This window comes from Cellulomonas algicola (genome assembly GCF_019024305.1).
In the GTDB taxonomy this organism is placed as follows: domain Bacteria; phylum Actinomycetota; class Actinomycetes; order Actinomycetales; family Cellulomonadaceae; genus Cellulomonas; species Cellulomonas algicola.
On record NZ_JAHKSJ010000006.1, the window covers coordinates 319338 to 341603 of the forward strand.

The 22266-nt window shown below is 74.2% G+C and carries 30 protein-coding genes; 14 read left to right on the forward strand and 16 right to left on the reverse strand.

Annotation, left to right across the window (positions count from 1 at the left end):
- Nucleotides 1–11: 11 nt before the first annotated feature.
- Nucleotides 12–959, forward strand: a complete 948-nt coding sequence (locus KOV94_RS05560; protein ID WP_124342959.1) for a hypothetical protein — start codon at nt 12–14, stop codon at nt 957–959.
- 102 nt (nt 960–1061) lie between these two features.
- On the opposite strand, the gene KOV94_RS05565 is transcribed toward KOV94_RS05560, so the two are convergent.
- The gene (locus KOV94_RS05565; RefSeq protein WP_218051442.1) at nt 1062–1871 is read right to left on the reverse strand and encodes an SGNH/GDSL hydrolase family protein; all 810 of its coding nucleotides are present in this window, start codon (nt 1869–1871) and stop codon (nt 1062–1064) included.
- Between the two features lie 53 nt (nt 1872–1924).
- The gene (locus tag KOV94_RS05570) at nt 1925–2491 is read right to left on the reverse strand and encodes a dihydrofolate reductase family protein (RefSeq protein ID WP_218051443.1); all 567 of its coding nucleotides are present in this window, start codon (nt 2489–2491) and stop codon (nt 1925–1927) included.
- A gap of 64 nt (nt 2492–2555) precedes the next feature.
- Between KOV94_RS05570 and KOV94_RS05575 the strand changes: the two genes are divergently transcribed.
- Nucleotides 2556–3155: an ArsR/SmtB family transcription factor gene (locus KOV94_RS05575; protein ID WP_218051444.1), complete on the forward strand. Its 600-nt coding sequence runs from the start codon at nt 2556–2558 to the stop codon at nt 3153–3155.
- Nucleotides 3152–3955, forward strand: a complete 804-nt coding sequence (locus KOV94_RS05580) for an SRPBCC family protein (protein WP_218051445.1) — start codon at nt 3152–3154, stop codon at nt 3953–3955. Before KOV94_RS05575 ends, KOV94_RS05580 begins: the two co-directional genes overlap by 4 nt.
- Before the next feature lie 163 nt (nt 3956–4118).
- Here the strand turns inward: KOV94_RS05580 and KOV94_RS05585 are convergent, their stop codons facing one another.
- Both KOV94_RS05585 and KOV94_RS05590 read right to left on the reverse strand, forming a co-directional pair.
- Nucleotides 4119–5039 carry a S1C family serine protease gene (locus KOV94_RS05585; protein WP_218051446.1) on the reverse strand — a complete coding sequence of 307 codons (921 nt, stop codon included), beginning with the start codon at nt 5037–5039 and terminating at the stop codon, nt 4119–4121.
- An 88-nt stretch (nt 5040–5127) separates the two neighbouring features.
- Nucleotides 5128–5793 (reverse strand): hypothetical protein, encoded by a 666-nt coding sequence (locus KOV94_RS05590; protein ID WP_124342953.1) that lies wholly within the window; start codon nt 5791–5793, stop codon nt 5128–5130.
- 199 nt (nt 5794–5992) lie between these two features.
- On the opposite strand from KOV94_RS05590, the gene KOV94_RS05595 reads away from it, so the two are divergent.
- The gene (locus KOV94_RS05595) at nt 5993–7303 is read left to right on the forward strand and encodes a CE1 family esterase (protein ID WP_218051447.1); all 1311 of its coding nucleotides are present in this window, start codon (nt 5993–5995) and stop codon (nt 7301–7303) included.
- Between the two features lie 22 nt (nt 7304–7325).
- Here KOV94_RS05595 and KOV94_RS05600 read toward each other — a convergent pair whose 3' ends face one another.
- The 3 genes from KOV94_RS05600 to KOV94_RS05610 form a co-directional block, all read right to left on the reverse strand.
- Nucleotides 7326–7673 (reverse strand): nitroreductase/quinone reductase family protein, encoded by a 348-nt coding sequence (locus KOV94_RS05600; RefSeq protein ID WP_218051448.1) that lies wholly within the window; start codon nt 7671–7673, stop codon nt 7326–7328.
- An 86-nt stretch (nt 7674–7759) separates the two neighbouring features.
- A complete protein-coding gene (locus KOV94_RS05605; RefSeq protein ID WP_218051449.1) occupies nt 7760–8629 on the reverse strand; it encodes an AraC family transcriptional regulator in 870 nt (289 codons plus the stop codon).
- 150 nt (nt 8630–8779) lie between these two features.
- Entirely contained in the window at nt 8780–9502 is a 723-nt protein-coding gene (locus KOV94_RS05610) for a dienelactone hydrolase family protein (protein WP_218051450.1), read from the reverse strand.
- Between the two features lie 209 nt (nt 9503–9711).
- Between KOV94_RS05610 and KOV94_RS05615 the strand changes: the two genes are divergently transcribed.
- Nucleotides 9712–10230 carry a hypothetical protein gene (locus KOV94_RS05615; RefSeq protein ID WP_218051451.1) on the forward strand — a complete coding sequence of 173 codons (519 nt, stop codon included), beginning with the start codon at nt 9712–9714 and terminating at the stop codon, nt 10228–10230.
- Nucleotides 10231–10266: 36 nt separating this feature from the next.
- On the opposite strand, the gene KOV94_RS05620 is transcribed toward KOV94_RS05615, so the two are convergent.
- Nucleotides 10267–10821: a DUF6036 family nucleotidyltransferase gene (locus KOV94_RS05620; RefSeq protein WP_218051452.1), complete on the reverse strand. Its 555-nt coding sequence runs from the start codon at nt 10819–10821 to the stop codon at nt 10267–10269.
- Nucleotides 10818–11489, reverse strand: coding sequence for a helix-turn-helix domain-containing protein (locus KOV94_RS05625; RefSeq protein ID WP_218051453.1), 672 nt, complete (start codon nt 11487–11489; stop codon nt 10818–10820). The genes KOV94_RS05620 and KOV94_RS05625 overlap by 4 nt, the downstream gene beginning before the upstream one ends.
- 77 nt (nt 11490–11566) lie before the next feature.
- Between KOV94_RS05625 and KOV94_RS05630 the strand changes: the two genes are divergently transcribed.
- The 5 genes from KOV94_RS05630 (at nt 11567) to KOV94_RS05650 (ending at nt 14775) form a co-directional block, all read left to right on the forward strand.
- The gene (locus KOV94_RS05630; RefSeq protein ID WP_124341704.1) at nt 11567–12394 is read left to right on the forward strand and encodes a nucleotidyltransferase family protein; all 828 of its coding nucleotides are present in this window, start codon (nt 11567–11569) and stop codon (nt 12392–12394) included.
- The gene (locus tag KOV94_RS05635) at nt 12391–12906 is read left to right on the forward strand and encodes a GNAT family N-acetyltransferase (RefSeq protein WP_308160390.1); all 516 of its coding nucleotides are present in this window, start codon (nt 12391–12393) and stop codon (nt 12904–12906) included. Before KOV94_RS05630 ends, KOV94_RS05635 begins: the two co-directional genes overlap by 4 nt.
- A 272-nt stretch (nt 12907–13178) precedes the next feature.
- Nucleotides 13179–13613 carry a VOC family protein gene (locus KOV94_RS05640; RefSeq protein ID WP_124341706.1) on the forward strand — a complete coding sequence of 145 codons (435 nt, stop codon included), beginning with the start codon at nt 13179–13181 and terminating at the stop codon, nt 13611–13613.
- A gap of 5 nt (nt 13614–13618) precedes the next feature.
- Nucleotides 13619–14260, forward strand: a complete 642-nt coding sequence (locus KOV94_RS05645) for a winged helix-turn-helix transcriptional regulator (RefSeq protein WP_218051455.1) — start codon at nt 13619–13621, stop codon at nt 14258–14260.
- 23 nt (nt 14261–14283) lie between these two features.
- The gene (locus KOV94_RS05650; protein WP_218051456.1) at nt 14284–14775 is read left to right on the forward strand and encodes a hypothetical protein; all 492 of its coding nucleotides are present in this window, start codon (nt 14284–14286) and stop codon (nt 14773–14775) included.
- Nucleotides 14776–14793: 18 nt separating this feature from the next.
- Here the strand turns inward: KOV94_RS05650 and KOV94_RS05655 are convergent, their stop codons facing one another.
- From KOV94_RS05655 to KOV94_RS05665, 3 genes are all read right to left on the reverse strand, one after another.
- Nucleotides 14794–15195 (reverse strand): hypothetical protein, encoded by a 402-nt coding sequence (locus KOV94_RS05655; protein ID WP_218051457.1) that lies wholly within the window; start codon nt 15193–15195, stop codon nt 14794–14796.
- A gap of 129 nt (nt 15196–15324) precedes the next feature.
- The gene (locus tag KOV94_RS05660) at nt 15325–15891 is read right to left on the reverse strand and encodes a TetR/AcrR family transcriptional regulator (RefSeq protein WP_218051458.1); all 567 of its coding nucleotides are present in this window, start codon (nt 15889–15891) and stop codon (nt 15325–15327) included.
- Nucleotides 15888–16490, reverse strand: coding sequence for a sugar O-acetyltransferase (locus KOV94_RS05665; protein WP_218051459.1), 603 nt, complete (start codon nt 16488–16490; stop codon nt 15888–15890). Before KOV94_RS05665 ends, KOV94_RS05660 begins: the two co-directional genes overlap by 4 nt.
- Nucleotides 16491–16602: 112 nt before the next feature.
- Here KOV94_RS05665 and KOV94_RS05670 point away from each other — a divergent pair, with 112 nt between their 5' ends.
- Nucleotides 16603–17292: an NAD(P)H-dependent oxidoreductase gene (locus KOV94_RS05670; protein ID WP_124341712.1), complete on the forward strand. Its 690-nt coding sequence runs from the start codon at nt 16603–16605 to the stop codon at nt 17290–17292.
- A gap of 89 nt (nt 17293–17381) precedes the next feature.
- On the forward strand, nt 17382–17894 hold the full coding sequence (locus KOV94_RS05675; RefSeq protein WP_218051460.1) for a methyltransferase domain-containing protein: 513 nt from the start codon (nt 17382–17384) through the stop codon (nt 17892–17894).
- Here the strand turns inward: KOV94_RS05675 and KOV94_RS05680 are convergent.
- Genes KOV94_RS05680 through KOV94_RS05690 form a run of 3 tightly spaced genes read right to left on the reverse strand, consistent with a single transcriptional unit; the run spans nt 17785 to nt 19078 of the window.
- Nucleotides 17785–18195 (reverse strand): DoxX family protein, encoded by a 411-nt coding sequence (locus KOV94_RS05680; protein WP_218051461.1) that lies wholly within the window; start codon nt 18193–18195, stop codon nt 17785–17787. The two genes, KOV94_RS05675 and KOV94_RS05680, sit on opposite strands and share 110 nt — an antisense overlap.
- Nucleotides 18192–18683, reverse strand: a complete 492-nt coding sequence (locus KOV94_RS05685; RefSeq protein ID WP_124341715.1) for an SRPBCC domain-containing protein — start codon at nt 18681–18683, stop codon at nt 18192–18194. The genes KOV94_RS05680 and KOV94_RS05685 overlap by 4 nt, the downstream gene beginning before the upstream one ends.
- The gene (locus KOV94_RS05690) at nt 18680–19078 is read right to left on the reverse strand and encodes an ArsR/SmtB family transcription factor (RefSeq protein ID WP_218051462.1); all 399 of its coding nucleotides are present in this window, start codon (nt 19076–19078) and stop codon (nt 18680–18682) included. The genes KOV94_RS05685 and KOV94_RS05690 overlap by 4 nt, the downstream gene beginning before the upstream one ends.
- Nucleotides 19079–19350: 272 nt before the next feature.
- Between KOV94_RS05690 and KOV94_RS05695 the strand changes: the two genes are divergently transcribed.
- The gene (locus KOV94_RS05695; RefSeq protein ID WP_218051463.1) at nt 19351–20592 is read left to right on the forward strand and encodes a cellulose binding domain-containing protein; all 1242 of its coding nucleotides are present in this window, start codon (nt 19351–19353) and stop codon (nt 20590–20592) included.
- Between the two features lie 114 nt (nt 20593–20706).
- Here the strand turns inward: KOV94_RS05695 and KOV94_RS05700 are convergent, their stop codons facing one another.
- The gene (locus tag KOV94_RS05700) at nt 20707–21543 is read right to left on the reverse strand and encodes an alpha/beta fold hydrolase (protein ID WP_162353850.1); all 837 of its coding nucleotides are present in this window, start codon (nt 21541–21543) and stop codon (nt 20707–20709) included.
- Nucleotides 21544–21675: 132 nt separating this feature from the next.
- Here KOV94_RS05700 and KOV94_RS05705 point away from each other — a divergent pair, with 132 nt between their 5' ends.
- On the forward strand, nt 21676–22260 hold the full coding sequence (locus KOV94_RS05705; protein ID WP_308160391.1) for a TetR/AcrR family transcriptional regulator: 585 nt from the start codon (nt 21676–21678) through the stop codon (nt 22258–22260).
- Nucleotides 22261–22266 lie beyond the last annotated feature (6 nt).

The following is a 22266-nucleotide window of genomic DNA, read 5'->3' on the forward strand; positions in this document are numbered from 1 at the left end:
ATCATGCGGCCGTGACCTCGTGGGACGAGCGCGACAGCGCTGACCTGGCACGCCGCCGCTCACTGCTGTCGCTGCCGATGATCCCGCTGCGTCGGGACGCACGCCGCTGGCTGCAGCCGGAGGGCTGGCCGGACATGGGGCGGTGGGTGTACGACCCGGTGGCGGTCGGCGTCGGACCGGACGGGCGGGTGCTGTCACTCGTCCGCGACCGCGAGCGCGGGGACCGCCTCCTGCTGGACCGGACCGACGCGGCCGCACCTCCCGTCGTGCTCGACGGCGCGGTGGACGCGACGTTCGTGCAACCGCTCCCCGGCGGCAGGGTCCTGCTGGTCGCGGCGCGTGCCCGTAGACGCGAGACCAACGCGCAGGTGTGGGACACGGACGGGCGGCTCGTGACCGCCGGCTTCGTCGGTGACGCGATCGAGCACGTCCTCACGACACCCGCCGGGGCAGTGTGGATCGCGTACTTCGACGAGGCCTCCGACGACATCAGCACACGCAGGCTCGTCCGCTTCGACGAGGACCTGCACATCCGCTGGTCGTACCCGGGTTCGGAGCGCGGCCTGCCGGGCCTGTTCGACGTGTATGCGCTGAACGTGAGCGGGGAGGCCGCCGTGTGCTACGCGTATACGGAGTTCCACCTGGTGCGCGCTGAGGGCGACGCGGCGACGGATCTCGGCGCGACGGGCGTGACGGGCGCGGCGGCCGTCCTGGTCGACGGCGATCGCGGCGCGTTCGTCGGTGGCTACGGCGCCGACTTCGACGTCGTGACGCCGTTCCGGCTGTGCCACGACGGGATCGAGGTCGGCGAGCCGCTGGGCCGTCTCGTCATGCCGGACGGGCGGGAGCTCCGGCGCAGGAGGCTGACGGCGCGTGGTGGCGAGCTGCACGTGGTCGGGGAGCACCGGCTGCTGCGCCAGGTCTCGCTCGACGACCTGCTCGACGGCCCCCGGCACTGAGCCCTTGTCGTCTCGCTGCCGCGAAAGGCGGCCCGAGCGACTGAGCGCGTCCGAGCGCGGCAGAGGGCGAAGGTCCACCGCCGTGGAGGCGCGTCGCGCGGCTCAGCAGAGTCGGACCCGTCCCAGCGCCGAGTTCACCGCGGCGGTGTAGGCCTCGTACCCGTCGGCCGTCGGGTGGAACGCCGCGGGGTCGGTGGGTCCGAGGATCCACGGGTCCGGTGCGTTCGCACCGTGGTCCGTGAACCGCTTGCGGACGTCGACGTACTGGAACCCGGCGCGGTCGGCCGCGGCCGAGATCACGGCGGCGAGGGTGTCCGCCGCGGTGTTGAGCGCGGTGAGCTCGGCCACCGAGGCCGCGAGGTAGGCCCCGTGCTCGGGCGAGAAGAGCCGCGGGTACCCGGTGACGACGACGCGGGCGTCGGGCGCGGCGGCCGCGACCTGCGCGTAGACGGTGTCGAGGAGGGCGGGGAGCTCGCCCCGGATGCGCGCGTCGACGAGGGCCGTCGCGCCCGCGCACTGCGCGTCGGTGCCGCCGAGGCACGCGACGACCGCGGTCGACCAGCCGACGTCGTTGCCGCCGATGCTCAGGGTCACGAGGTCGGTGTCGGCGTCGAGCGCGGTGAGCTGTCCGCCCGCGACGAGCGAGACGGTCGTGGCGCCCGCGCAGGCGACGAAGTCGTCGAGCTGCACGCGGTGTCGCCCGTCGAGCTGCACCGGGTAGGCGGACTGCGACCGTCCGCACGCGGTGTAGGGCGGGACCCCGTAGCCGGAGGCGTAGGAGTCGCCGAGCGCGTCGTAGACGACGCGGTGCCGTGGCCCCGCGGACGCGGTCGTCGCGACCGAGCCGACGAGGACGAGCGCGGCGATCACCGCCAGGAGCGCGGACGTCGTCGTCCGCCGTGGACGCGTCATGAGTGTGACGGTAGTCACATCAGCGCCGCCCTGCGCGCCGCGGCGGGGACGGGTCAGCCGCGGCGCACGGCGTACCGGGACCAGACGGTGCCGTTGCCGAAGGCCCGCTGCTCGACGAGGTCGAGGTCAAGTCGCACGTCGTCGGGCCAGAAGCGCAGCCCGCCGCCGACGGACACGGGCGCGACGTACGGCTGGACCTCGTCGACGATCCCCGCGCGCAGCGCCTGCGCGGCGAGCGTCGGGCCGTCGATGGTGACGTCGTGGTCGAGCGCGTCGACCTGCACGCGCACGGCGACGGGGTCGAAGGCGCGCTCGACGGTGGTCCGCCGGGTCGTGGGGGCGTCGAGCGTCGTCGAGTAGACGACCTTGTCGGCGGCCTGCCAGACCTCGGCGTAGTGCCGGACGAAGTCCGGCGGGTCGGGGGTGTCGAGCGCGGTCTCCCAGAACGACATCGTCTCGTACATGCGGCGGCCGTAGAGGTAGGTGCCGACGGACCGCGACTGGTCGGACACGAAGTCGTGCAGCACGGGGTCGAGCGCGCCGCCCCAGTCACTGCTGCCGTCGGCGTCGGCGGCGTACCCGTCGAGCGACGTGAACATCGAGTAGATGAGCTTTCCCATGCTCCGAACGTAGGACGCTCGCATGGTCTTGACAAGATTTGTTGTCAAGCGCCACGGTGGAGCCATGCAGGACGTCGAGGTCATCGAGGACGCGGAGGCTGCGGCCGCCGCGCTGGACCCGGTCCGGGCACGGCTGCTCGCCGAGCTGGCCGTCCCGGCCTCCGCCGCCGGGCTCGCCGCCCGCGTCGGCATCACGCGCCAGAAGGTCAACTACCACCTCAAGGCGCTCGAGGCGCACGGGCTGGTCGAGCTCGCCGAGGAGCGCCGGCACGGCGGCATCACCGAGCGCGTGCTCCAGGCGTCGGCGGCCGCGTACGTCGTCTCCCCCGCCGCCGTGACCGTGTCCGCGGCCGACCCCGACAAGAAGGCCGACCACCTCTCGGCCGCCTACCTCGTCGCGCTGGCCGGGCGGCTGGTGCGCGAGGTCGGCATGCTCGCACGCCGCGCCGGCACGTCCGGCCGACGACTTCCCACGCTCACGATCGACACCACGATCGGCTTCCGGTCGGCCGCCGACCGCGCGGCCTTCGCCGACGACCTCACCGCCGCGGTGCTCGAGCTGGCCGCGCGCTACCACCACGACGACGGGCGCCCGCACCGGCTCGTCGTCGCAGCCCACCCCCTGCCCGACCCCCACCCCCTCACCGAGGAGACGAGCTCATGACCACCACCACCACCACCACGCCGGACGTCCCGTACCGCCTGGAGTTCAGCGTCGAGGTCCCCGGCACGCCCGAGCAGGTGTGGCAGGCCATCGCCACCGCGACGGGCATGAGCGGCTGGTTCACGCAGACCGAGCTCGAGGAGCGCGAGGGCGGCGCGCTGCGCTTCGTCATGGGCCCCGAGATGGACTCGGTCGGCCAGGTCGTGCGCTGGGACCCGCCGCACCGCCTCGTCTACGAGGAGGACTGGGCGCGCCTCATGGGCAAGGACCCCGACGCACTGAGCCCGCTCACCTCCGAGTTCGTCGTCGAGGCACGGTCCGGCGGCACGTGCGTCGTGCACGTCACGAGCAGCGGGTTCGGCATCGGCGCCGACTGGGAGTCGGAGTGGTGGGACGACCTCGGTGCCGAGTGGCGGCCGTTCTTCGACAACCTGCGCACGTACCTCGCGCACTTCCCCGGCCAGCAGGCGACGCACCTCGACGTCACCGCGTCGCACGCCGGCGACGTGCCCGCGGTCTGGACCGCCCTGCGCGACGGGCTCGGGCTCGGCGCGGAGGGCGAGACGATCGACGTGCGCGGCTCCACCGGCGTCGTCGAGCGGGTCGGCGAGAAGCAGGCGCTGGTGCGGCTGACCGCACCCGTGCCGGGCGTGCTCAACGTCTACGCGTACGGCGAGGGCGACGGGAAGGCCACGGCCGGCGTGCGCGCGTTCCTGTTCTCCCCCGACGCCGCCGACTACCTGCGACGCGAGGAGCCGCGCTGGCAGGCCTGGCTGCAGGACCTCTCCGTCACCGTCTGACCAGTCGCCGCGGTGACCCGCAGGTGCGCGCGGTTCCGTCCGCGTCGTCCCATCGCGGCATCACCTCGGGGAACGGGCGCCCGACGACCTCGCCGAGGTAGCCGTCCTCAGCGACGGCCGGGCGCGTGACGAGCGCCCAGCAGGTCGGTGCCCGTGTCAGCGGTCACGGCGTCGCGAGCTCGCGCGGGTACGCGAGAACGTCGACCAGGGCGCCGTTGCGCCACACGGTGACCTCGATGCGCCGGTCGATCGCGTCCTCGACCATGAGCCGCTGCACGGCCGTCGCGGTCACCACCCGGTTGCCGTCGAGCTCGACGACGACGTCCCCGCGCCGCAGCCCGGCCTCCTGCGCGGGGCTGCCCGGGGACACGTCGGCCACCTGCAGCCCCGTGCGCGAGCCCATGCGCGCAGCCAGCTCGGGTGCCAGCGCGACCTGGATCCCCGCGATGCCGAGCCACGCGCGCCGCACCCGTCCGCGCGTCATGAGCGCGTCGACGATCTGCCGGGTCGTCGTGTTGACCGGCACGGCCAGCCCGACGCCGATGCCCGCGAGCGCGGTGTTGACCCCGACCATCCGACCGGCGCCGTCGGCGAGCACTCCCCCGCTGTTGCCCGGGTTGAGCGCGGCGTCGGTCTGCACGACCTCGTCGACGACGCGTCCTGACGCGGTCGGCAGGGACCGCCCGAGCGCCGAGACGATGCCCGCCGTGACGCTTCCCGCCAGGCCGAGCGGGTTGCCGAGCGCGATGACGAGCTGACCGACGCGCAGCCGTGCGGCGTCGCCGAGCTCGACGGGGTCGGGCAGGTCGTCGTGGGCGCGCAGCACCGCGAGGTCGGACAGCGGGTCGCGGCCGACGACGTCCGCGTCGACCGTCGTGCCGTCGAGGAACGCCGCCTCGACCCGGCTGGCCCCCGCGACGACGTGCGCGCTCGTCAGCAGGTGCCGGTCGCGCGTGATGACGCTCGCCGAGCCCGCGCCGGTACCGCGAGCCGTCACGACCGTGAGGCTCGCGACGCTCGGGAGCACGCGCTCCGCGACGCCCGAGACGGTCCGCGAGTACGCGTCGAGCACGTCGTCGTCCATGCCGTAGTCCAGCGCGCCCGACCGCCGCAGCGATACCCGCGTTCGCCGAGGGCGAGCGGCCCCGGTGGACGCGCCTCCTCGACGCCTGTCAGTGGCGAGACGTCCAGTAGTCGTGCCCGAGCGACTCGACGAGGTGCGCGTGCAGCCTCGTCAGCCTGTCGAGGGCCGCAGCGGCTTGCTCCGCGACCACGCGCGCGTCGGCGCGGAGCACCAGCTCCTCGCGCGGGCGGTCGGGGTCGAACTGGCCGATGAACAGGACGCCGTCCTGGACGACGACGTAGATGAACCACCCCTCGTCGACGTCGTCCCAGACGACACCGTCGTCGCCCCCGCCGGCCAGGGCGCGCAGGATGTGCGACGTCTCGGCGACGTCGTCGGTCCAGTCGAAGGAAACGACCTGCTCGCCGGCCGCGACCACCACAGGCGTCACGCGGAAGTAGGGGAACGGCCGAGCCAGGGCGACGGACGCGCCGCAGCGGCGGGCGACGTCGACGAGTCGCTCGTAGTACGCGGCGAGCGCGTCCTCGCGACCGCGCGCGTCGTCCGTCACAACCACTCCCGGCACGCGGCACGGCAGGTCCGGCGGCTCGACCGGCTCGCGCAGGCTCCCCCACTCCTCGCGGCTGAAGCCGTTGACGGGGCCGTGGTAGACGCTGTCCGAGATGCACAGGGCGGCGTCGACGAGGATCTCGTCGAGCGGTCGTGCTCGGTCCATCCACCCGGCGTCCATCGGCCCGTCCAGGAGTGTGCTCATGGGCCCCGACTCTAGGACGGGGCCGTCGCCAGACCTCATGCCCCCGTAGCCCGCTCCCGCTGAACCGTTTCGCAGTCGTGTGGGCCAGTGCGCCGCTCCGTACCTTCATCGGTGTAGATCGTCACCCGCACGTGTCGGCGACCGTCGGCACGCGTCCTGACCACGCGGGGGCGGACCAGACGAGCCGGAGGAGCCGACCGTGCGCCACCCCACCCCGACCCGCCTCCGCGGGACCCTGCTGGCGGCCGCCGTCGCCGTCCTCGCGCTCGTCGGGCTCACCGCGCCCGCGGTCGCGGCCCTGCCGGACACCGTCCGCGCCGCGGGTGCCGTCCGCGCGGCGACGACCGCCGGCTGCGGACGCCCCGCCGGGCTCGCGACCGGCACCCACACGATCACGAGCGGCGGGCAGCAGCGCACGTTCCGCCTCGACGTGCCGTCCGGGTACGACCCGAACCGCGCGTACCGGCTGGTCGTGGGGCTGCACTGGTGGCACGGCACCGCGTCCGACGTGGTGAACCAGGGCTTCTACGGCCTGAAGCCGCTCGCCGGCACCAGCACCGTCTTCGTCGCGCCGCAGGGCATCGACAACGCGTGGCCCAACAGCGGCGGCCGCGACGTCCAGTTCATCGACGACGTGCTGAGGACGCTCGAGGCCGCGCTGTGCATCGACACGACGCAGCGGTTCGCGACCGGGTTCTCCTACGGCGGCGGCATGAGCAACGCGCTCGCGTGCGCGCGCGCGAACGTCTTCCGGGCTGTCGCGGTGCTCAACGGCGCCCAGCTGTCCGGGTGCGACGGCGGCACGCAGCCGATCGCGTACCTCGGCTCGCACGGCGTCGTCGACGACGTCCTCAACATCTCGCAGGGCCGCGCGCTGCGGGACCGCGCGCTGCGGAACAACGGCTGCCAGGCGCAGCAGGCGCAGGAGCCCGCCGCGGGCAGCGGCACCCACACGCGGACCGCGTACACGTGCCGCGACGGCTACCCCGTCGTGTGGCTCGCGTCCGACAGCGGGCACCAGTGGGACGCGCGCGACCGCGGCCAGCAGCAGTCGTGGGTGCCCGGCGAGATCTGGCGGTTCTTCACGTCGCTCCCGTCCACGACGACGAACCCCACGCCGACGCCCACCCCCACCGTGACGCCGACCCCGACGCCCACGCCGACCCCCACCACGACGCCGACGCCGACTCCGACAGTCACCACGCCGCCGCCCGCGGGCGCGTGCACGGCGACGTTCAAGGTCATGAACTCGTGGCCCGGCGGATTCCAGGCGGAGGTGACGGTCCGGGCGGGGTCGCCCACCTCGTCGTGGAGCGTCGCGTGGCGCACGTCGGGCGAGCGGGTCGACCAGGTCTGGAACGGCTCGCTGACGACGCAGGGTGACCAGCTCACCGTGCGCAACGTGTCGTGGAACGGCTCGCTGCCCGCCGGTGGCTCCGCCACCTTCGGGCTTCTGGGCAGCGGAAGCGGCACGCCCCCGACACCGGCGCTGACCTGCACGAGCGCCTGAGCCCGCCCGGGGTGGGCGTCGGCTAGCGGGGCTCGAGCACCACGACGGGGATCTCGCGGTCCGTCTTCTGCTCGTACTCGGCGAACCGCGGGTACGCCTGCTTCTGGCGCTCCCAGATGGCACGACGCTCCTCGGGGTGGGCGACGAGGTTGTGGAACCAGGCGGGGTGGACGTCGCGCCCCGCGAACGACCCGAACACCGCGAGGCGCCCGTCGCCGAGGTCCTGGTACATCATCGGGCTGACCCTCGGCTCACCGGTGCGGGCTCCCGTCGTGTGCAGGAGCAGCAGCGGCTCGCCCGCGAAGTGGCCGCCGACCTGCCCGGCGTTCGCGCGGAACTCCTCGATGACGTGCGTGTTCCAGTCGTTCATGCGGTGCTGCTCCCGGCATCGGTCGACGGTCGTACGGACGCACCAGTGAACGACGCCGGCAGCGACCCGGCGACCCGCCGCGCCGGTCAGCCGCCCTCGACGGGCAGCCAGAGCTCGACGGTGGCGGTGCTGAGGTCGTCGGCGCGCTCGAGCACGGCGACGACCTCGGGCCCGGGACGCAGGCGCCACGGGTTCGACGGGAACCACTCGGTCGCGGTCGCGGCCCAGACGCTCTGCAGCGTCTGCGGGTAGGGGCCGGACGCCCGGAAGACGGCCCACGTCCCGGCGTCGACGGGGAGCACGTCCAGGTCGTCGGGGACCTCGGCGTCGTCCGAGACCGCGACGCCGTGCAGGTAGGTGAGCTCCGAGCCCTCGCGGCGGTCCGGGTCGAGGTCGGCGCTCACCGCGAGCAGGCCCGACGGCTCGGTGTCGGCGAGCGCCTTGAGCCGCCGGTGCTCGGCCGGCGCGATCGACACGACGTGCTGCTGGATCGCCGGGTTGACCCCCTCGTGCACGAGCGGGACGCGGGCGGCGTGCCCGACGAGGCGGAACGCGGGGCGGGTGACGAGTCGGACGTCCATGGGACTGGCTCCTTCGACGGTCAGGCGGAACCTGAGGCGGGGTTGCGTACGGAAGGGACCGCCGTCCCGCCGGGCCTGACCCGGGCCGACGCCGTGCACCGACTGGAACGCCCGGCCGAACGCCTCCGCCGAGCCGTACCCGTAGCGCACGGCGACGGTCAGCAGGTCGTCCGCACCGCCGACAAGGTCGGCCGCGGCGAGCGTCATCCGCCGGCGCCGCACGTACTCCGACAGCGGCATCCCGGCCAGCGACGAGAACATGCGCCGCAGGTGGTACTCGCTCGTGCCGAGCGTGGTGGCGAGGCGGACGACGTCGAGGTCCTCGGTGAGGCTGTCCTCGACGGCGTCGACGAGCCGGTTGAGCCAGGCGATCACGGTGCTCCCTTCCGCTCCTCAGCCTCGCGGCCGTGGCCGCCCGTCCGCCCGATCATCGGTGCCCGGTGCGATCAGTGGGACGTCGCCGTCGGGGAGGTGCACCGCCAGGGCCGTCGGCCGGGCGTCGTCGTGCCCGGCCGACGCCCCACCTCACCGCAGGTGCCGGTCGAAGAACCGCGCCCCGTCCTCGAGCTCGAACCGTGGGGTGCCGAGGTGACCGCCCGGGTTGGCGTGCAGCGTCTTCTCGACGCTGCCGAACGCGTCGAACAGGTCCAGCGCCCGCTGCCGCGGGTTCCCCTCGTCGTCCCACTGCAGCAGGACGAGCACCGGGATCGTGACGCGCGGCGCCTCCGCCCGCACGGCCCGCGGCACGAACCCGCCCGCAAAGAAGCCCGCCGCCGCGAGGCGCGGCTCCGTCGCCGCGAGCCGGATCCCGAGCGCCATCCAGCCGGAGTACCCCACCGGCCCGGCGACGTCGGGCAGGTCGAGCAGGGCGTCGAGCGTGGTGCGCCACTCCGGGGCGGCGTCGTCGACCATCGGGCCGACCATCGCCTCGAAGATCTCGTCGACCGGCTCGCCGGCCTGCATCGCGCGCCTCAGGTCGACGCGCAGCTGGTCGGCAGCGGCCGTGCGGGGCCGGTCGCCGCAGCCCGCGGCATCGATCGACGCGACTGCGTAGCCGTACGTCGCGGCGTGGAACCGGGCGCGCGCGACGAGCCGCGCGTCGCGTCGGGGAAGGCCGTTGTTGTGGGCCATGAGGACCAGCGGGGCCGGTGCGGAGCCGGTGGTCCAGAGGGTGCCGGGGATGTCGCCGAGCGCGAAGTCGCGCTCGAGGACCCCGTCGTCGTGGCGGTGCTCGGAGGTGAAGTCCATGGTCGTGCCTCTCGGGAGTGCGCGTGGGCGGCGCTCCCGGGCGACCTATCGCCCGACCGTGACCCCGGAGGGGAGCACCCTGATCGATCCAGCATTCACGGGTACCACCTCCTCGTCCTGTCGCACGGCTCTCGCAGGATAGGCAGCGCCACGACACGCGTCACGGGAAATGTCGTGGCGCCGTCCCATCGCACCGCGACCATGGTCCGGTGCGAGACACGACGCGGAACGAGGCGCAGGCGACGTTCGTCGACACGGTGCGGCTCTGGCGCCTCGACGAGGCGACGACGCGCGACGTCGTCGACGCGGCCGTCGGGTGCCTGCTCGGAGGTCTCGACACCCCGACGCTGCGTCAGCTCGCGGGGGAACCGTCGTCCGCCCTGCGGCCCGACGTGTGGCCGATGGTCGACCGCACCCTCGTCGAGCTCGGGCTGCCCGACGCGGTCACCGAGGATCCGCTCCGCGGCGCGACAGCCGCCATGGTCGGCCGGTACGTGCGCCACGAGATCAGTGCTCGCGACCTGTGCCGGTGGGCGCACGGCGTCGTGGGGCACGGGGAAGACCCGGTCAGCGCCGAGCTCGCGCTCCTCGACGGCGCCTACGACCCGGACGACCTGGGAGTCGTCGGAGCCGGTCGCGCGATTCTGGAGGCGGAGCTCGAGGCGGACCTCCGGCGCGAGACGGACCAGGCTGTCGCTCGGTTCCTCGCCCGGCCCGAGGAGTCCTGACCGCCCGGCGGACCGCGGGACAGGGTCCCGCGTCGCTCAGATGCCCAGCCGGTCGAGCACGTCCTCGGCGAGCAGCTCCAGGTACTCCAGCGGCGGGGCGGAGTCGGGGTGGCCACCCCCGAAGACGCGTTCGGTGATCTCGACGGCCTGGCATGGCGCGGTGATGCCGAGGTGACGGAACAGGACGACGAGGTCGTCGAGGTCGCGCTCGCGTCCGGCGAGCATCTTCATCGCGAGCAGGTGCTCGGGCGAGGCGACGGCGGCGGACAACCCGGGGACGTCGAGCTCGGTCTGGCCCTCGTCGCTCACCAGGCCGACGACGGCGGACGTGACCCGGTCGTTGAGCCACTCGGGGTCGAGCCCGTGCCGGGCCGCGACCTCGCGGGCAGCGGTGCGCAGACCGTCCGTCTCCGTGCGGAACACCGCGTCGACGTCCCGCGTGACCCGGCGGGAGTCCAGGGTGATCGACATGGCGGCGCCCCCGACGACGTAGATCGTCGCGTGCAGGCCGTCGCGGTGGAGCACGGCTCCGAGCTCGGTGAGCAGGCCGATGACCTCGGCACGGGACAGCGTCGGACCGTGCTCGCTCATGCGGTCGTGAAGTTCCGCTCGTCGAACCAGATGCCCAGCCGCGCGAGCTCGACCGGGGTGCGCTGCATCGCGACGGCGGCGCGGGCACCGCGTCCTGTGGGCCACCACCAGGCAGCGAGCGGGCGCCGACGGGTCCAGTCGGGCGCCCCGACGCCGGCCCGCCGGGCGACGTACCGCACGCTCCCGGCGATCAGCGCGTCCCAGCGCTCGTCACCGGTCGACGGTGGCTCGGCCAGCATCTCGTCGACGCGTCCAGCCGCCGCCGCACGGGGCAGGGAGTTGAGGCCGTCGAGAAGCATCCGGAGGGCAGCAGGCTCGTTGCCGTCCCGCAGCTCGGGGCGGACGTCCTCGACGATCTCGGGCACGGTGCGCCACCAGCGCGGGGACGGCTCCTGCGTGCGCAGGCCGTCCTCGTAGTCGAACGCGTCGCGCGCAGCGCGCATGTACCCGTTGGACCAGTTCGCCCACAGCAGCGTCCGACGACCACGTGACGTCGTGAGGACCATCCCCGTCTCCACGAGGCGCGAGACCTCGCGCGCGACGGTCGACAGCGGCTCGTCCAGCTCCCGCGCGAGGTCGCTGGCCGTGATGGCGTCCGCCGCGCGCGCCAGTGCCCGCAGCACCCGCGCCTGGGTGTCGCTGCGGAAGATCGCCGTGGCGTTGGCCATGGCCCGAGCCTATCTCCAACAATGCGGCAGATACAGCCGGCGACGGGCCACCCGCCAGCCACCGGCATGCTGGGGCGATGCTGAGCGACGCGCGACTGCGGGACGTGGCGGAGCGCCTGGTCGAGGTGCCCGGGGTGCGGGCCGTCGTGCTGGGCGGGAGCCGGGCCCGCGGCGACCACGCCGCGGAGTCCGACGTGGACCTGGGCCTCTACTACCGGCCACCCCTCGACGTGGACGCGCTCGGCGCGGTGGTCCGTGAGATCGCCGGTCCGGAGGCGCAGGTGACCGCGCCCGGCGCGTGGGGGCCGTGGGTCGACGGCGGGGGGTGGCTGCACGTCGACAGCACCGCCGTCGACGTGCTCTACCGCGACCTGGACCGCGTGCGGCGCAGCTGGCAGGAGGCGCAGGAGGGCCGGTTCGCGTGGCACGCGCAGGCCGGTCATCCGCTCGGAGTGCCGTCGTTCGCGTACGCGGGCGAGGTCGCCGCCGCGGTCGTCCTCGCGGACCCGTCGGGCGAGGTCGCGGCGCTGCACGACGAGGCGTCGGCCTATCCCCCGGCGTTGCGCGACGCGGTCGTCGGCGGCCTCTGGGAGGCCGCGTTCAGCGTCGACGTCGCGGCCAAGGCGGTCGGGCGGGGCGACAGCGCGTACGTCGCCGGGTGCCTGTTCCGCGCGGTCCTGCTGTGCGCGCACGCCCTGCACGCGCACGCGGGTCGCTGGGTCACCAACGAGAAGGGTGCCGTCGCCGCGGCCGGACGACTGCCCGACGCCCCACGGGACTTCGGCGTGCGGGCGCAGGCGCTGTGCGCCGCCGTCGGCGCGGACCCTGACGCGCTGCGTGCGACGCTCACCGCCGCTCGCGACCTCGTCGACGAGACCGCGACCGTGTGCATGGAGGGGTCGTGACCTCGCCGCTGGTGCTGCGGCCGCTCACGGCCGCCGACGAGGCGGAGGCGTGGGCCGCGCACGACGAGCTCGCGCGCGAGGGGTTCGAGTTCCTGCTCGACGGGCGTCGCGACGACTGGTCCCGCTACCTGGCGCACCTGGCCGACGAGCGCGCGGGCGTGCATCTGCTGCCGGGCCGCGTGCCCGCGACGTTCCTGGTCGCGGACGTGGGCGGCGTACTCGTCGGGCGGGTGTCGGTACGGCACGCGCTGAACGAGGCCCTCGCCCTCGTCGGCGGGCACATCGGGTACGCCGTGCGGCCCGCGCACCGCCGACGGGGCTACGCGACCCAGATGCTGCGGCAGTCGCTGGTCGTCGCCCGCTCCGTCGGTGTCGAGCGGGCGCTCGTGACGTGCGACGACGACAACGTCGCGTCCGCGCGGACCATCGAGCGGTGCGGCGGGGTGCTCCAGGACCTCGTCCCGGTCGACGGGCGGCCGGCCAAGCGCCGGTACTGGGTGCCGACGGCTTGACGTCGCCCGGCGACCGGCCCGCGCGGCGGGGCCACGGAGCGGGCCGAAGGTCGCGCCGGGAGTCGGTGCGCCCGGCCGGGTGGTGGTGCGGCGGCCTCCCCCGAGGCCCCGGTGCGCTCCGTGCGCCGGCCGGGCGGCGACGGGTCGGTGCGCGGCCGCATGCCGCTGAGCGCGGCGGGGCCGGCGGTCAGCCGAACCCCTTGACCCTTCACTTGTTTTTTGCAAGTGTGGTGGCGTCCCGCACCGCTCGCACCGCCGCTGAGGAGAGCGCCATGACCGCGATGTTCGTCAACCTGCCGGTGACCGACCTGGAACGCGCGAAGAGCTTCTACACGGCGCTCGGATTCACCATCAACCCGATGTTCACCGACCACAACGCAGCCTGCGTCGTCGTCGAGGAGGACCACAGCGCGTTCATGCTGCTCACGCGCGAGTACTTCCAGACGTTCACCGACCTGCCGCTCGGCGACCCCGCCGTGAGCCCGTCGGTGTCCACCGCAGTCTTCCTCGACAGCCGCGAGGCCGTCGACGCGACCGCCGCCGCCGGACTGGCCGCGGGCGGCACCGAGCCGCGGCCCGCGTCGGACTACGGCTTCATGTACCAGCGCGGCCTCACCGACCCCGACGGCAACGTCCTCGAGTTCGGCTGGATGGACCCGGCCGCCGCCGCGCAGGGTCCCGACGCGGTCGCGAGCCAGCAGGCCTGAGGCCGATGGCCGCACGCGACTACGGGCAGTACTGCGGGATCACGCGCGCCCTCGAGCTGGTCGGCGAGCGGTGGGCCCTGCTCCTCGTCCGTGACCTGCTCGTCGGGCCCCGGCGCTACGGCGAGCTCGCCGCCGGGCTCCCCCGCATCCCGACGAACGTCCTGGCGGCGCGGCTCAAGGAGCTTCAGGCGGCGGGCATCATCCGGCGCGCACCCCGGTCGCGCGTCATCGTCTACGAGCTCACGCCCTACGGCCGCGAGCTCGAACCCGTCGTGCTCGCGCTCGGGGCGTGGGGTTTCAAGGCGATGGGCGACCCCCGCGACGAGCAGGTCGTCACGCCCGACGCCCTGACGATGACGCTGCGCACCGCGTTCCGCCGCGACGTCGCGGCGACGCTGCCGGCGACCGCCTACGCGGCGCACGTGGGCGACGCCGGGCTGCTCGTCCGCGTCGACGGGCCGTCGCTCGCCGTGACACGCGGCGACGGCCCCGTCGACCTGTCCTTCGCGGCCAGCCCTGACCTGCACCGCGTCATCTCGGGCGCCCTCTCCCCCGACCGCGCGATCGCGACCGGGGTCGTCGAGGTGCTGCACGGCCCCGGCGACCTGCTCTCCCGCTTCGCGACGACCTTCCACCTCGCCGCCTGAGCCGCGCGTCTACGCTGCCCGCCATGGCACCCGTCGTCGACGTCCACGTGTGGGTGGCACCGGAGAACCGTGCGGACGCGCTGCGGCGCTTCCTCGCCGACCACGTCGACGTCGAGCGCCCCGGCGACGACCGGCTGGCCGCCGTCGAGCGCACGTACGTCCACGGCGCACCCCTGCCCGGCGACCGCGCGCTGCTCGCCGACCTGGCGCGCACGCCGCAGGACACCGGCGCGTTCACGATCTACGTCCGGGCACGCGAGCACCACGGCGCGAACGTCACGGTCACGCGCGAGGGCGCGCCCGTCGTGGGGCTCGCGATCGACGACCCGCTGGAGTCGCGGGTGGCCGTCGCCGAGGCGGTCGTGCTCGCCGCGCAGCTCGAGGCGGCGGTCGGCGGGACCGCGACGCTGCTCGGCGCGGAGGTGCTGCCGCCGCCGCAGGACCGCGACGAGTGGCGGGATGCCGAGGCCGTCCTGCACCGGTCCGGGAGCATCGAGACGTCGGGCACGGACTGATCCAGCACCCGCTCGGGTTCAGCGGGACGTGCGCCGGCGCTCGCGGACGCTCGCGTGCCGCACGGACGCCTCGTCGACGTCCTTGACCCACTCCGCGCGGCGCAGCGCGTCGACGTCGGCCCGTGTCGGCTGACGCCGGTGCTCCGCCTTCTCCTGCCGGCGCCGCTCCGCGAACGCCTCGACGTAGCGCAGCCGGCTCGCGCGCGACTCCTCCAGGACGTCGAGCGCCGCGAGCACGTCGTCGCCGGTCCAACCGGGACCAGGCGGTCGGGACGTGCCGACGAGGTCGCCGAGGTGCTGCTGCGTGCCGCCGAACCCGAGCGGGTGGTGCCGGTTCACGAGCGAGCGCAGCGCGCTCAGCCGGTACGGCAGCGGGACGTGCGGGTCGCGGACACGGCGCGCGACGACGGCCCAGCTCATGCGCGGAGGCTAGCGCGACCGCCACCCGTCGGTCGCCGAGCAAGGCCGAGCCGACGACGCGGTCGGTCGCCGCGCGAGGCCGGGCGACGACGCGGTCGGTCGCCGAGCGATCCCGAGCCGACGACGCGGTCAGTCGACGTGCGCCGTCGTGCGCGTGAGGCGTTCGACGGCCAGCTCGATCTCGTCGCGGTCGCGCGGCTCGGTGTCGAGGGCGCGGTGGATCGTCAGGCCCTCGATCATGGCGTCGAGCAGCCGCGCGGTCGCGGGGTCGAAGTGCCGTGCGAGCGCGTGCCGGCTGCGGGCCATCCACGCGTGCGTCAGCCGGCGGTAGCGCGGGTCGCGGGCAGCGAGCGTGTAGAGCTCGTGGGTCAGGACGAGCTCGTGCGGGTCGGTGAGCACGTCGACCGCGACGAGGTCGGCGACGGCCCGCCGGGCCTCCTCGACGCCGTCGACCGCCGCCATCGACGCCTCGAAGCGGTCGCTCATGCGCCGCGCGAACCGCTCGAAGGCCTCGAACAGCAGCGCGTCCACGCTGTCGAAGTGGTAGGTGATCGACCCGAGCGGCACGTCGGCGGCGGCGGCGACGCGGCGGGTCGACGCACCCGCGACGCCGACCTCCCCGACGACCTCGAGGCACGCGTCGACGATGCGGTCGCGCCGCTCGGGGTCGTGACGACGCCGCCGCCGCTCGGTCACCGCGCCTCGCCCTGGGGGCCGATCTGCCGCACGACACCGGCAGGGTTGCCCACTGCGACGACGTTGGCGGGCAGGTCGCGCACCACGACGGACCCGGCACCGACGACGGTGTTGTCACCGATGGTCACGCCCGGGCAGACGATGACGCCACCGCCGAGCCAGACGTTGTCGCCGAGCGTGATCGGCTTGGCGGCCTCGAGCTTGTCGCGCCGCGGCTGCGGGTCGACCGGGTGGGTCGGGGTGAGCAGCTGGACGTTCGGGCCGATCTGGCAGTCCTCGCCGATCGTGATGGTCGCGACGTCGAGCGCGGTGAGGTTGTAGTTGACGAACGTGCGCGCGCCGACGTGGATGTTCTCGCCGTAGTCGACGAACAGCGGCGGCTTGACGTAGGCACCCTCGCCGAGGGTGCCGAGCAGCGCGACCAGGTGCTCGCGCGCGTCGGGCTCGCCCGCGGACTCGGCGCGGTAGTAGGCGTCGGAGAGCCGGAACGCCTCGCGGGCGATGCGCCCGCTGTCCGGGTCGTCGGCGATGTAGAGGTCACCGGCGAGCATGCGCTCGCGGTTCGTGCGGGGGTCACCGGCGAAGTAGTCGGTTGTCATGCGGACGATCGTACACAGTATGTGTACGCCTGAACATATCGACCGGAGGCGCGCGGTCGCCCTCCGGTACCGTCACGACGGACGCGGCCCGGAGCGCGACGGGGAGGACCGGATGACGGCAGGAGCGGCGTCCCGCGGGGACGCGCAGGTCCACGCACGCGGTGACGGGCCCGCGCCCGTCGTCGTGCTCGTGCTCGCGCACCCGCGACCCGACAGCCTCAACCACGCGCTCGCCCGGAGGATCGGCGACGCCGTGACCCGCGCCGGCGCGCACCTCGTCACGCACGACCTGTACGCCGAGGGGTTCGACCCCGTCCTGCGCGCCGAGGAGTCGTTCGTCGTGGGGCCCGACCTCCACCTCGGCGGCCCGTCCGGCGATCCGCTCCTGGACCGTCACCGCGCGGGCCTCGCGTCCGCCGACGCGCTCGTCGTCGTGCACCCGAACTGGTGGGGCAAGCCGCCCGCGATCCTCGCCGGCTGGCTCGACCGGGTCCTCGTGCCCGGCGTCGCGTACCGCCTGCCCGACGCGGGCGGCCTGCCCGAGCCGCTGCTCGCGGTCCGCCGTCTGGTCGTCGTCAACACGACCGACACACCGGCGGAGCGGGAGGCGACCGTGTTCGGCAACCCGCTCGCCGCGATCTGGGAGCGCTGCGTCGGCACGTACCTCGGCTCCCCGACGTCGCCCACGGTCGTGGAGCGGACGGTCCTCGCGTCGGTCAACGAGGCCGACGACGCGCAGCGCGCGCGATGGCTCGACGAGATGGACGACGTGGGCACCCGGCTGGTCCACGCCCTGCTCTGACCACGAGGCACCACGGCCGCGCCGCTCTCGTGCCGCACCGGCGGGAAAGGGCGCTGACGACACGGTGAGCCCCGTGCTGTCCTGGCCGCATGGCGAACCGTGAGCGACCGGCCGGCGACGTCGACTACGAGCGGCTCGGGTCGGGCTACGCGCACGTCCGCCGGCCCGACCCGCGCATCGTCGCCCGGGTGCACGCGGCCCTCGGCAGCGCCCGCACGGTGCTGAACGTGGGCGCCGGCGCGGGGTCGTACGAGCCGGCCGACCGGTACGTCCTCGCCGTCGAGCCGTCCGCGGCGATGCGCGCGCAGCGACCGGCCGGTGCGGCACCGGCCCTCGACGCCACGGCCGAGCACCTGCCGTTCGACGACGACGCCTTCGACGCCGCGATGGCGATGGTCACCGTGCACCAGTGGCGCGACGTCGACCAGGGCCTGCGCGTCTCGGCCCGGGGAACGACCACGTCCGCGTCGACGCCCGGGCCGGTCCGCGCCGTCAGCCCTGCGCGGTCTGCCGGCGGCGCAGCACGACGACGACCGTCGCGGCGAGCACGCCGAGCGCGATGGTCACGACCGGGCTCGCGCCCAGCACGAGCAGGTTCGTGAGCGTGGCGCCGACCATGAGCAGCGTGAGTCCTGCCGCGGCGAGCAGGGCGACGCGCGGGACGAGCACCCCGACGGCGCCCGCGACCTCGAGCGCCCCGACCACGAGCCGCAGCCACTGACCGGCGCCGATGTCGTCGAACATCTCGACCATCGCCGCCTCCCCCGCGAGCTTCGACGCCCCGGCCCCGACGAACACCAGCGCGAGCGCGGCGCGCGCGACCCACGTGAGGACGGTCGCGATCCGGGAGCGCACGCCGCGTCGCCGGTCGGCACCGACGACGACCGCCTCGGTCCCGGTCATGCCACCGAGCCGTCCGCGAGGAGCGCGTCGAGCCGCTCGTGGCCCTCACGGACGCCGTGCTCCATGCCGCTCGCGACGATCTGGTCGCGCGTCGTGAAGTCCTCGGCGAGGGTCGTGACCGTGAGGCGCGTCCGGCCGCCGGGCAGCGGCTCGAACCGGTAGCGCTCGAGCACGACGCCGTCCCCCATGCCCTCGACGGCGACGGTCTGGACGATCGACGACGGTTCCACGACCTCGTGGAACGAGCCGTACGAGACGAGCTCCATCGGGCCGGAGACGTGCGTGTAGCGGTAGGAGCCCGCGGAGCGGCAGTCCCACGTGTCGAGGCGGGTCTGGGTGTCGGCCGGACCGAACCAGCGGAGCAGCAGGTCCGGGTCGACGTGCGCGCGGAAGACGCGGTCGGGCGTCGCGTCGAACTCGCGGACGAGGCGGACGACGGGCAGGTCGTCGGGGGCGACGACCTCGGTCTCGTGCCGGGTGCTGGTCATGCGCGGCCTCCTTCGGGTCCGGTGGTGCGGTCGGTGCGGCGGGTGGGGTCGGTGAGGCCGGTGCGGTCGCCGGTCGGGTGCTCGGCGAGCAGGTCGTCGAGGCGGCGGTACCGCTCCTCCGCCTGGCGGCGGTACCGCTCGATCCAGCGGGTCATGAGCGCGAACACCTCCGCGTCGAGCTGGACGGGTGCGCGCCGGTCCTCCGGGTCGCGCCGGACGACGCCCGCGTCGGTGAGCACGCGCAGGTGCTTCGAGACCGCCTGGAGCGTGATGTCGTAGGGCTCGGCGAGCTGCCCGACGGTCGCGTCGCCGTCGGCGAGTCGCGCGACGATGTCGCGGCGCGTCGGGTCGGCGAGCGCCGCGAACGCGCGGGAGAGCGGGTCGGTCGCCGCCATGGATCCTCCTCAACCATCTGGTTGACGACAACCATGGACGGCATGCCCGCATCTGTCAACCGATCGGTTGAGGAATGCTCGGGCAACATCCGCGCGCACGCTCGGACCTTGTCTCTACACCGGTGAAAAACGATTCGGGTCGACGTTCCGCCCTCGCCCGCCTCGACAGCGCCCGAACCGCTTCGCGAAGGTGGAGCAGCACGTCATCGCCTCGCCGTGCGCGCAGGAGCACCGCCCGCGCCGACACTCCGGGGCCCGAGGAGGGATGTGGGATGGCACAACGACGACACAGGTGGGCGACCGTCGCGGTCACCCTGGTGACCGGCGCGCTCCTCGGCAGCACCGTGCTGCCGCCCGCGTCCGCCGCCGCCGGCGGGTCCGGCCCCTACCCGGCCGACCACGAGACCTCGTCGAGCCTGCCGAACCACACGATCTACCGGCCCGTCAACCTGCCGTCAGGCAGGCTCCCGGTGTTCGTCTGGAGCAACGGCGCCTGCTCGGCCAACGGCACCTCCGCGCTGCCGTTCCTCCGCGAGATCGCGTCGCACGGGTTCCTCGTCATCTCCAACGGCAGCCCGAACGGCGGTGGCTCGTCGACGTCGTCGTGGCTCACGCAGTCCATCGACTGGGCCGTCGCGGAGTCGTCCCGCTCCGGCAGCCCGCTGCGCGACCGGGTCGACACGTCGAAGATCGCGGTCGCCGGCTTCTCGTGCGGCGGGCTCGAGGCGTACGCGGTGTCCGGAGACCCGCGGGTCACGACGACGATGATCTTCAGCAGCGGCCTGCTGAACGACGCCGACGACTACCAGCTCCGGCGCCTCGACCACCCGATCGCCTACATCATCGGCGGGCCCGGCGACATCGCGTACCCGAACGCGATGGACGACTGGGGCAAGCTCCCGGCGGGGCTCCCGGCGTTCATGGGCAACCTGCCCGTCGGCCATGGCGGGACGTACGACCAGACGAACGGCGGCGAGTTCGGCCGCGCCGCGGTGCTGTGGGCGAAGTGGCAGCTCAAGGGCGACACGCAGGCCGGGCGGACGTTCGTCACGTCGGGCTGCGGGCTGTGCAGCGGCGGGCAGTGGACCGTGCAGCAGAGGAACCTCGTCCTCGCACCCGACCCGACGCCCACCCCGACCCCGACCCCCACTCCGACACCCACCCCGACCACCACGCCCACCCCGACGCCGACACCCACGCCCACCACGACGCCGGACCCGACCGCCGCGTGCTCCGCGACGTACACGGTCGTCAACCAGTGGCCGGGCGGCTTCGTCGCGAACGTCGACGTCACGGCGCAGCGCGCTCTCGACGGCTGGCGGGTGCAGGTGACGCTCCCGTCGGGGGCCTCGGCGACGCAGGTGTGGAACGGCGTGGGGGCGGGTACTGGTCAGCCGATGACCGTCACGAACGCGGCGTGGAACGGCGCCCTCCGAGCCGGCCAGGGCACCGGCTTCGGGTTCCAGGGCACGGGGACGGGCGCGGGTGCCACCGTCTCCTGCCAGGCTGCCTGACCACGTCGTACGGCGAGGTGCCCGCCCCGGGGAGGGGCGGGCACCTCGTCCTGTGCGGCCCGGAGCCGCTTCACCGGGAGGGCGACGGGCCGCGCGCCGCCGACCGGCGCCGCGTCAGCGCGCGAGGAACGCGAGCAGCGCCTCGTTGACCTCGGCCGTGTGCGTCGTGAGCAGCCCGTGCGGCGCACCCTCGATCTCGACGTACTCGGCCGACGGCAGCGCCTTGACGAACCGGCGTGCGGTCACGTCGACGTCGAGGATGCGGTCGCCCGTGCCGTGCAGGATCAGCGCGGGCACGTCGATCTTCGGGATGTCGTCGCGGAAGTCCGTGCCCCACGTGAGCGGCGCGGCGGCCGACGCGACCGACCCGGAGCCCGCGGCGACGTCCCACGCGTGGCGCACCTGCTCCTCGGAGATGCGCGTGCCCAGGTTCTCGTCGAGGTTGAAGAAGTCCTGGTAGAACGCGGTGAAGTAGGCGTACCGGTCCTTGCGGACGGTCGCCGCGATGTCCTCGAAGAACGACGCCGGGGCGCCACCCTCGGGGTTGTCCTCGGTCTTGGTGAGGAACGGCTCGAGCGACGCGAGGAACGCGGCCTTCGCGACGCGCGTCGAGCCGTACGTGCCGAGGTAGCGCGCGACCTCGCCGGTGCCCATCGAGAAGCCGACGAGGACGACGTCGCGCAGGTCGAGCGTCTCCAGCACGACGTTGAGGTCGGCCGCGAACGTGTCGTAGTCGTACCCGACGGACGGCTGGCTGGACTGGCCGAAGCCGCGGCGGTCGTACGTGATGACGCGGTAGCCGGCGTCGAGGAGCGCGGCCGTCTGGCCCTCCCACGAGTTGCCGTCGAGCGGGAAGCCGTGGATGAGGACGACCGGCTGGCCGGTGCCCTTGTCCTCGTAGTGCAGCTCGATGTCGACCGAGTTCTCCGTGCCGACGGTGATGCGTCCCATGGCCTGGCTCCTTCTCGTCAAGGGGAGAACGATCGTTCTCCGCCGATGTCGCCTACACTAGAGAACGAGCGTTCTCAGCGCAAGGGCCGGGAGCAGAACGCCGGGCGACGGCCCGGTGAAGGGCGGTGGACCGTGACGCGGGCGACCGAGCAGACCGCGACGACCGACGCGCGCGACCGCGTCGTCGCCGCCGCCGACGCGCTCTTCTACGCGCGCGGCATCCAGGCCGTCGGGATGGACGAGGTCCGCACCGCAGCCGGCGTGTCCCTCAAGCGCCTCTACGCCGAGTTCCCCGGCAAGGAGGCCCTCGTGCTCGCGGTGCTCGACGCGCGGCACGGGATCTGGGAGGCAGGCCTGAGCGGTGCGCTGAGCGGCGTCGACGACCCGCGGCGGCGGTTGCTCGCGATCTTCGACTTCCTCGCCGAGTGGTTCACCGACGACACGTTCCGCGGCTGCGGGTTCATCAACGCGTTCGGCGAGCTCGGCGCGACGTCGCCCGCCGTCGCCGACGCGGTCCGCGTGCACAAGCAGTCGTTCCAGGACCACGTCGCCCGGCTCACCGCCGACGCCGGGGGCGACCAGGCCCTCGCCGCGCAGCTCGCCCTGCTCGCCGAAGGGGCCCAGACGACCGCCGCGATCGCCGGCCGCGCGGACGCCGCCCGCCAGGCACGCGCCGCGGCGGAGGTGCTGATCGACGCCGCGCTCGGCGCGCGCTGAGGTCGC

Coding starts and splice junctions, on each gene's coding strand:
- KOV94_RS05600 (WP_218051448.1), bottom strand. CDS start 7,673: ATGAACGACTGGAACACGCACGTCATCGAGGAGTTCCGCGCGAACGCC.
- KOV94_RS05680 (WP_218051461.1), bottom strand. CDS start 18,195: ATGACCGGGACCGAGGCGGTCGTCGTCGGTGCCGACCGGCGACGCGGC.
- KOV94_RS05670 (WP_124341712.1), top strand. CDS start 16,603: ATGACGGCAGGAGCGGCGTCCCGCGGGGACGCGCAGGTCCACGCACGC.
- KOV94_RS05585 (WP_218051446.1), bottom strand. CDS start 5,039: ATGGACGACGACGTGCTCGACGCGTACTCGCGGACCGTCTCGGGCGTC.
- KOV94_RS05640 (WP_124341706.1), top strand. CDS start 13,179: ATGACCGCGATGTTCGTCAACCTGCCGGTGACCGACCTGGAACGCGCG.
- KOV94_RS05580 (WP_218051445.1), top strand. CDS start 3,152: ATGACCACCACCACCACCACCACGCCGGACGTCCCGTACCGCCTGGAG.
- KOV94_RS05650 (WP_218051456.1), top strand. CDS start 14,284: ATGGCACCCGTCGTCGACGTCCACGTGTGGGTGGCACCGGAGAACCGT.
- KOV94_RS05675 (WP_218051460.1), top strand. CDS start 17,382: ATGGCGAACCGTGAGCGACCGGCCGGCGACGTCGACTACGAGCGGCTC.
- KOV94_RS05575 (WP_218051444.1), top strand. CDS start 2,556: ATGCAGGACGTCGAGGTCATCGAGGACGCGGAGGCTGCGGCCGCCGCG.
- KOV94_RS05695 (WP_218051463.1), top strand. CDS start 19,351: ATGGCACAACGACGACACAGGTGGGCGACCGTCGCGGTCACCCTGGTG.
- KOV94_RS05665 (WP_218051459.1), bottom strand. CDS start 16,490: ATGACAACCGACTACTTCGCCGGTGACCCCCGCACGAACCGCGAGCGC.
- KOV94_RS05570 (WP_218051443.1), bottom strand. CDS start 2,491: ATGGGAAAGCTCATCTACTCGATGTTCACGTCGCTCGACGGGTACGCC.
- KOV94_RS05610 (WP_218051450.1), bottom strand. CDS start 9,502: ATGGACTTCACCTCCGAGCACCGCCACGACGACGGGGTCCTCGAGCGC.
- KOV94_RS05700 (WP_162353850.1), bottom strand. CDS start 21,543: ATGGGACGCATCACCGTCGGCACGGAGAACTCGGTCGACATCGAGCTG.
- KOV94_RS05565 (WP_218051442.1), bottom strand. CDS start 1,871: ATGACGCGTCCACGGCGGACGACGACGTCCGCGCTCCTGGCGGTGATC.
- KOV94_RS05625 (WP_218051453.1), bottom strand. CDS start 11,489: ATGGCCAACGCCACGGCGATCTTCCGCAGCGACACCCAGGCGCGGGTG.
- KOV94_RS05690 (WP_218051462.1), bottom strand. CDS start 19,078: ATGGCGGCGACCGACCCGCTCTCCCGCGCGTTCGCGGCGCTCGCCGAC.
- KOV94_RS05645 (WP_218051455.1), top strand. CDS start 13,619: ATGGCCGCACGCGACTACGGGCAGTACTGCGGGATCACGCGCGCCCTC.
- KOV94_RS05685 (WP_124341715.1), bottom strand. CDS start 18,683: ATGACCAGCACCCGGCACGAGACCGAGGTCGTCGCCCCCGACGACCTG.
- KOV94_RS05630 (WP_124341704.1), top strand. CDS start 11,567: ATGCTGAGCGACGCGCGACTGCGGGACGTGGCGGAGCGCCTGGTCGAG.
- KOV94_RS05590 (WP_124342953.1), bottom strand. CDS start 5,793: ATGAGCACACTCCTGGACGGGCCGATGGACGCCGGGTGGATGGACCGA.
- KOV94_RS05655 (WP_218051457.1), bottom strand. CDS start 15,195: ATGAGCTGGGCCGTCGTCGCGCGCCGTGTCCGCGACCCGCACGTCCCG.
- KOV94_RS05620 (WP_218051452.1), bottom strand. CDS start 10,821: ATGAGCGAGCACGGTCCGACGCTGTCCCGTGCCGAGGTCATCGGCCTG.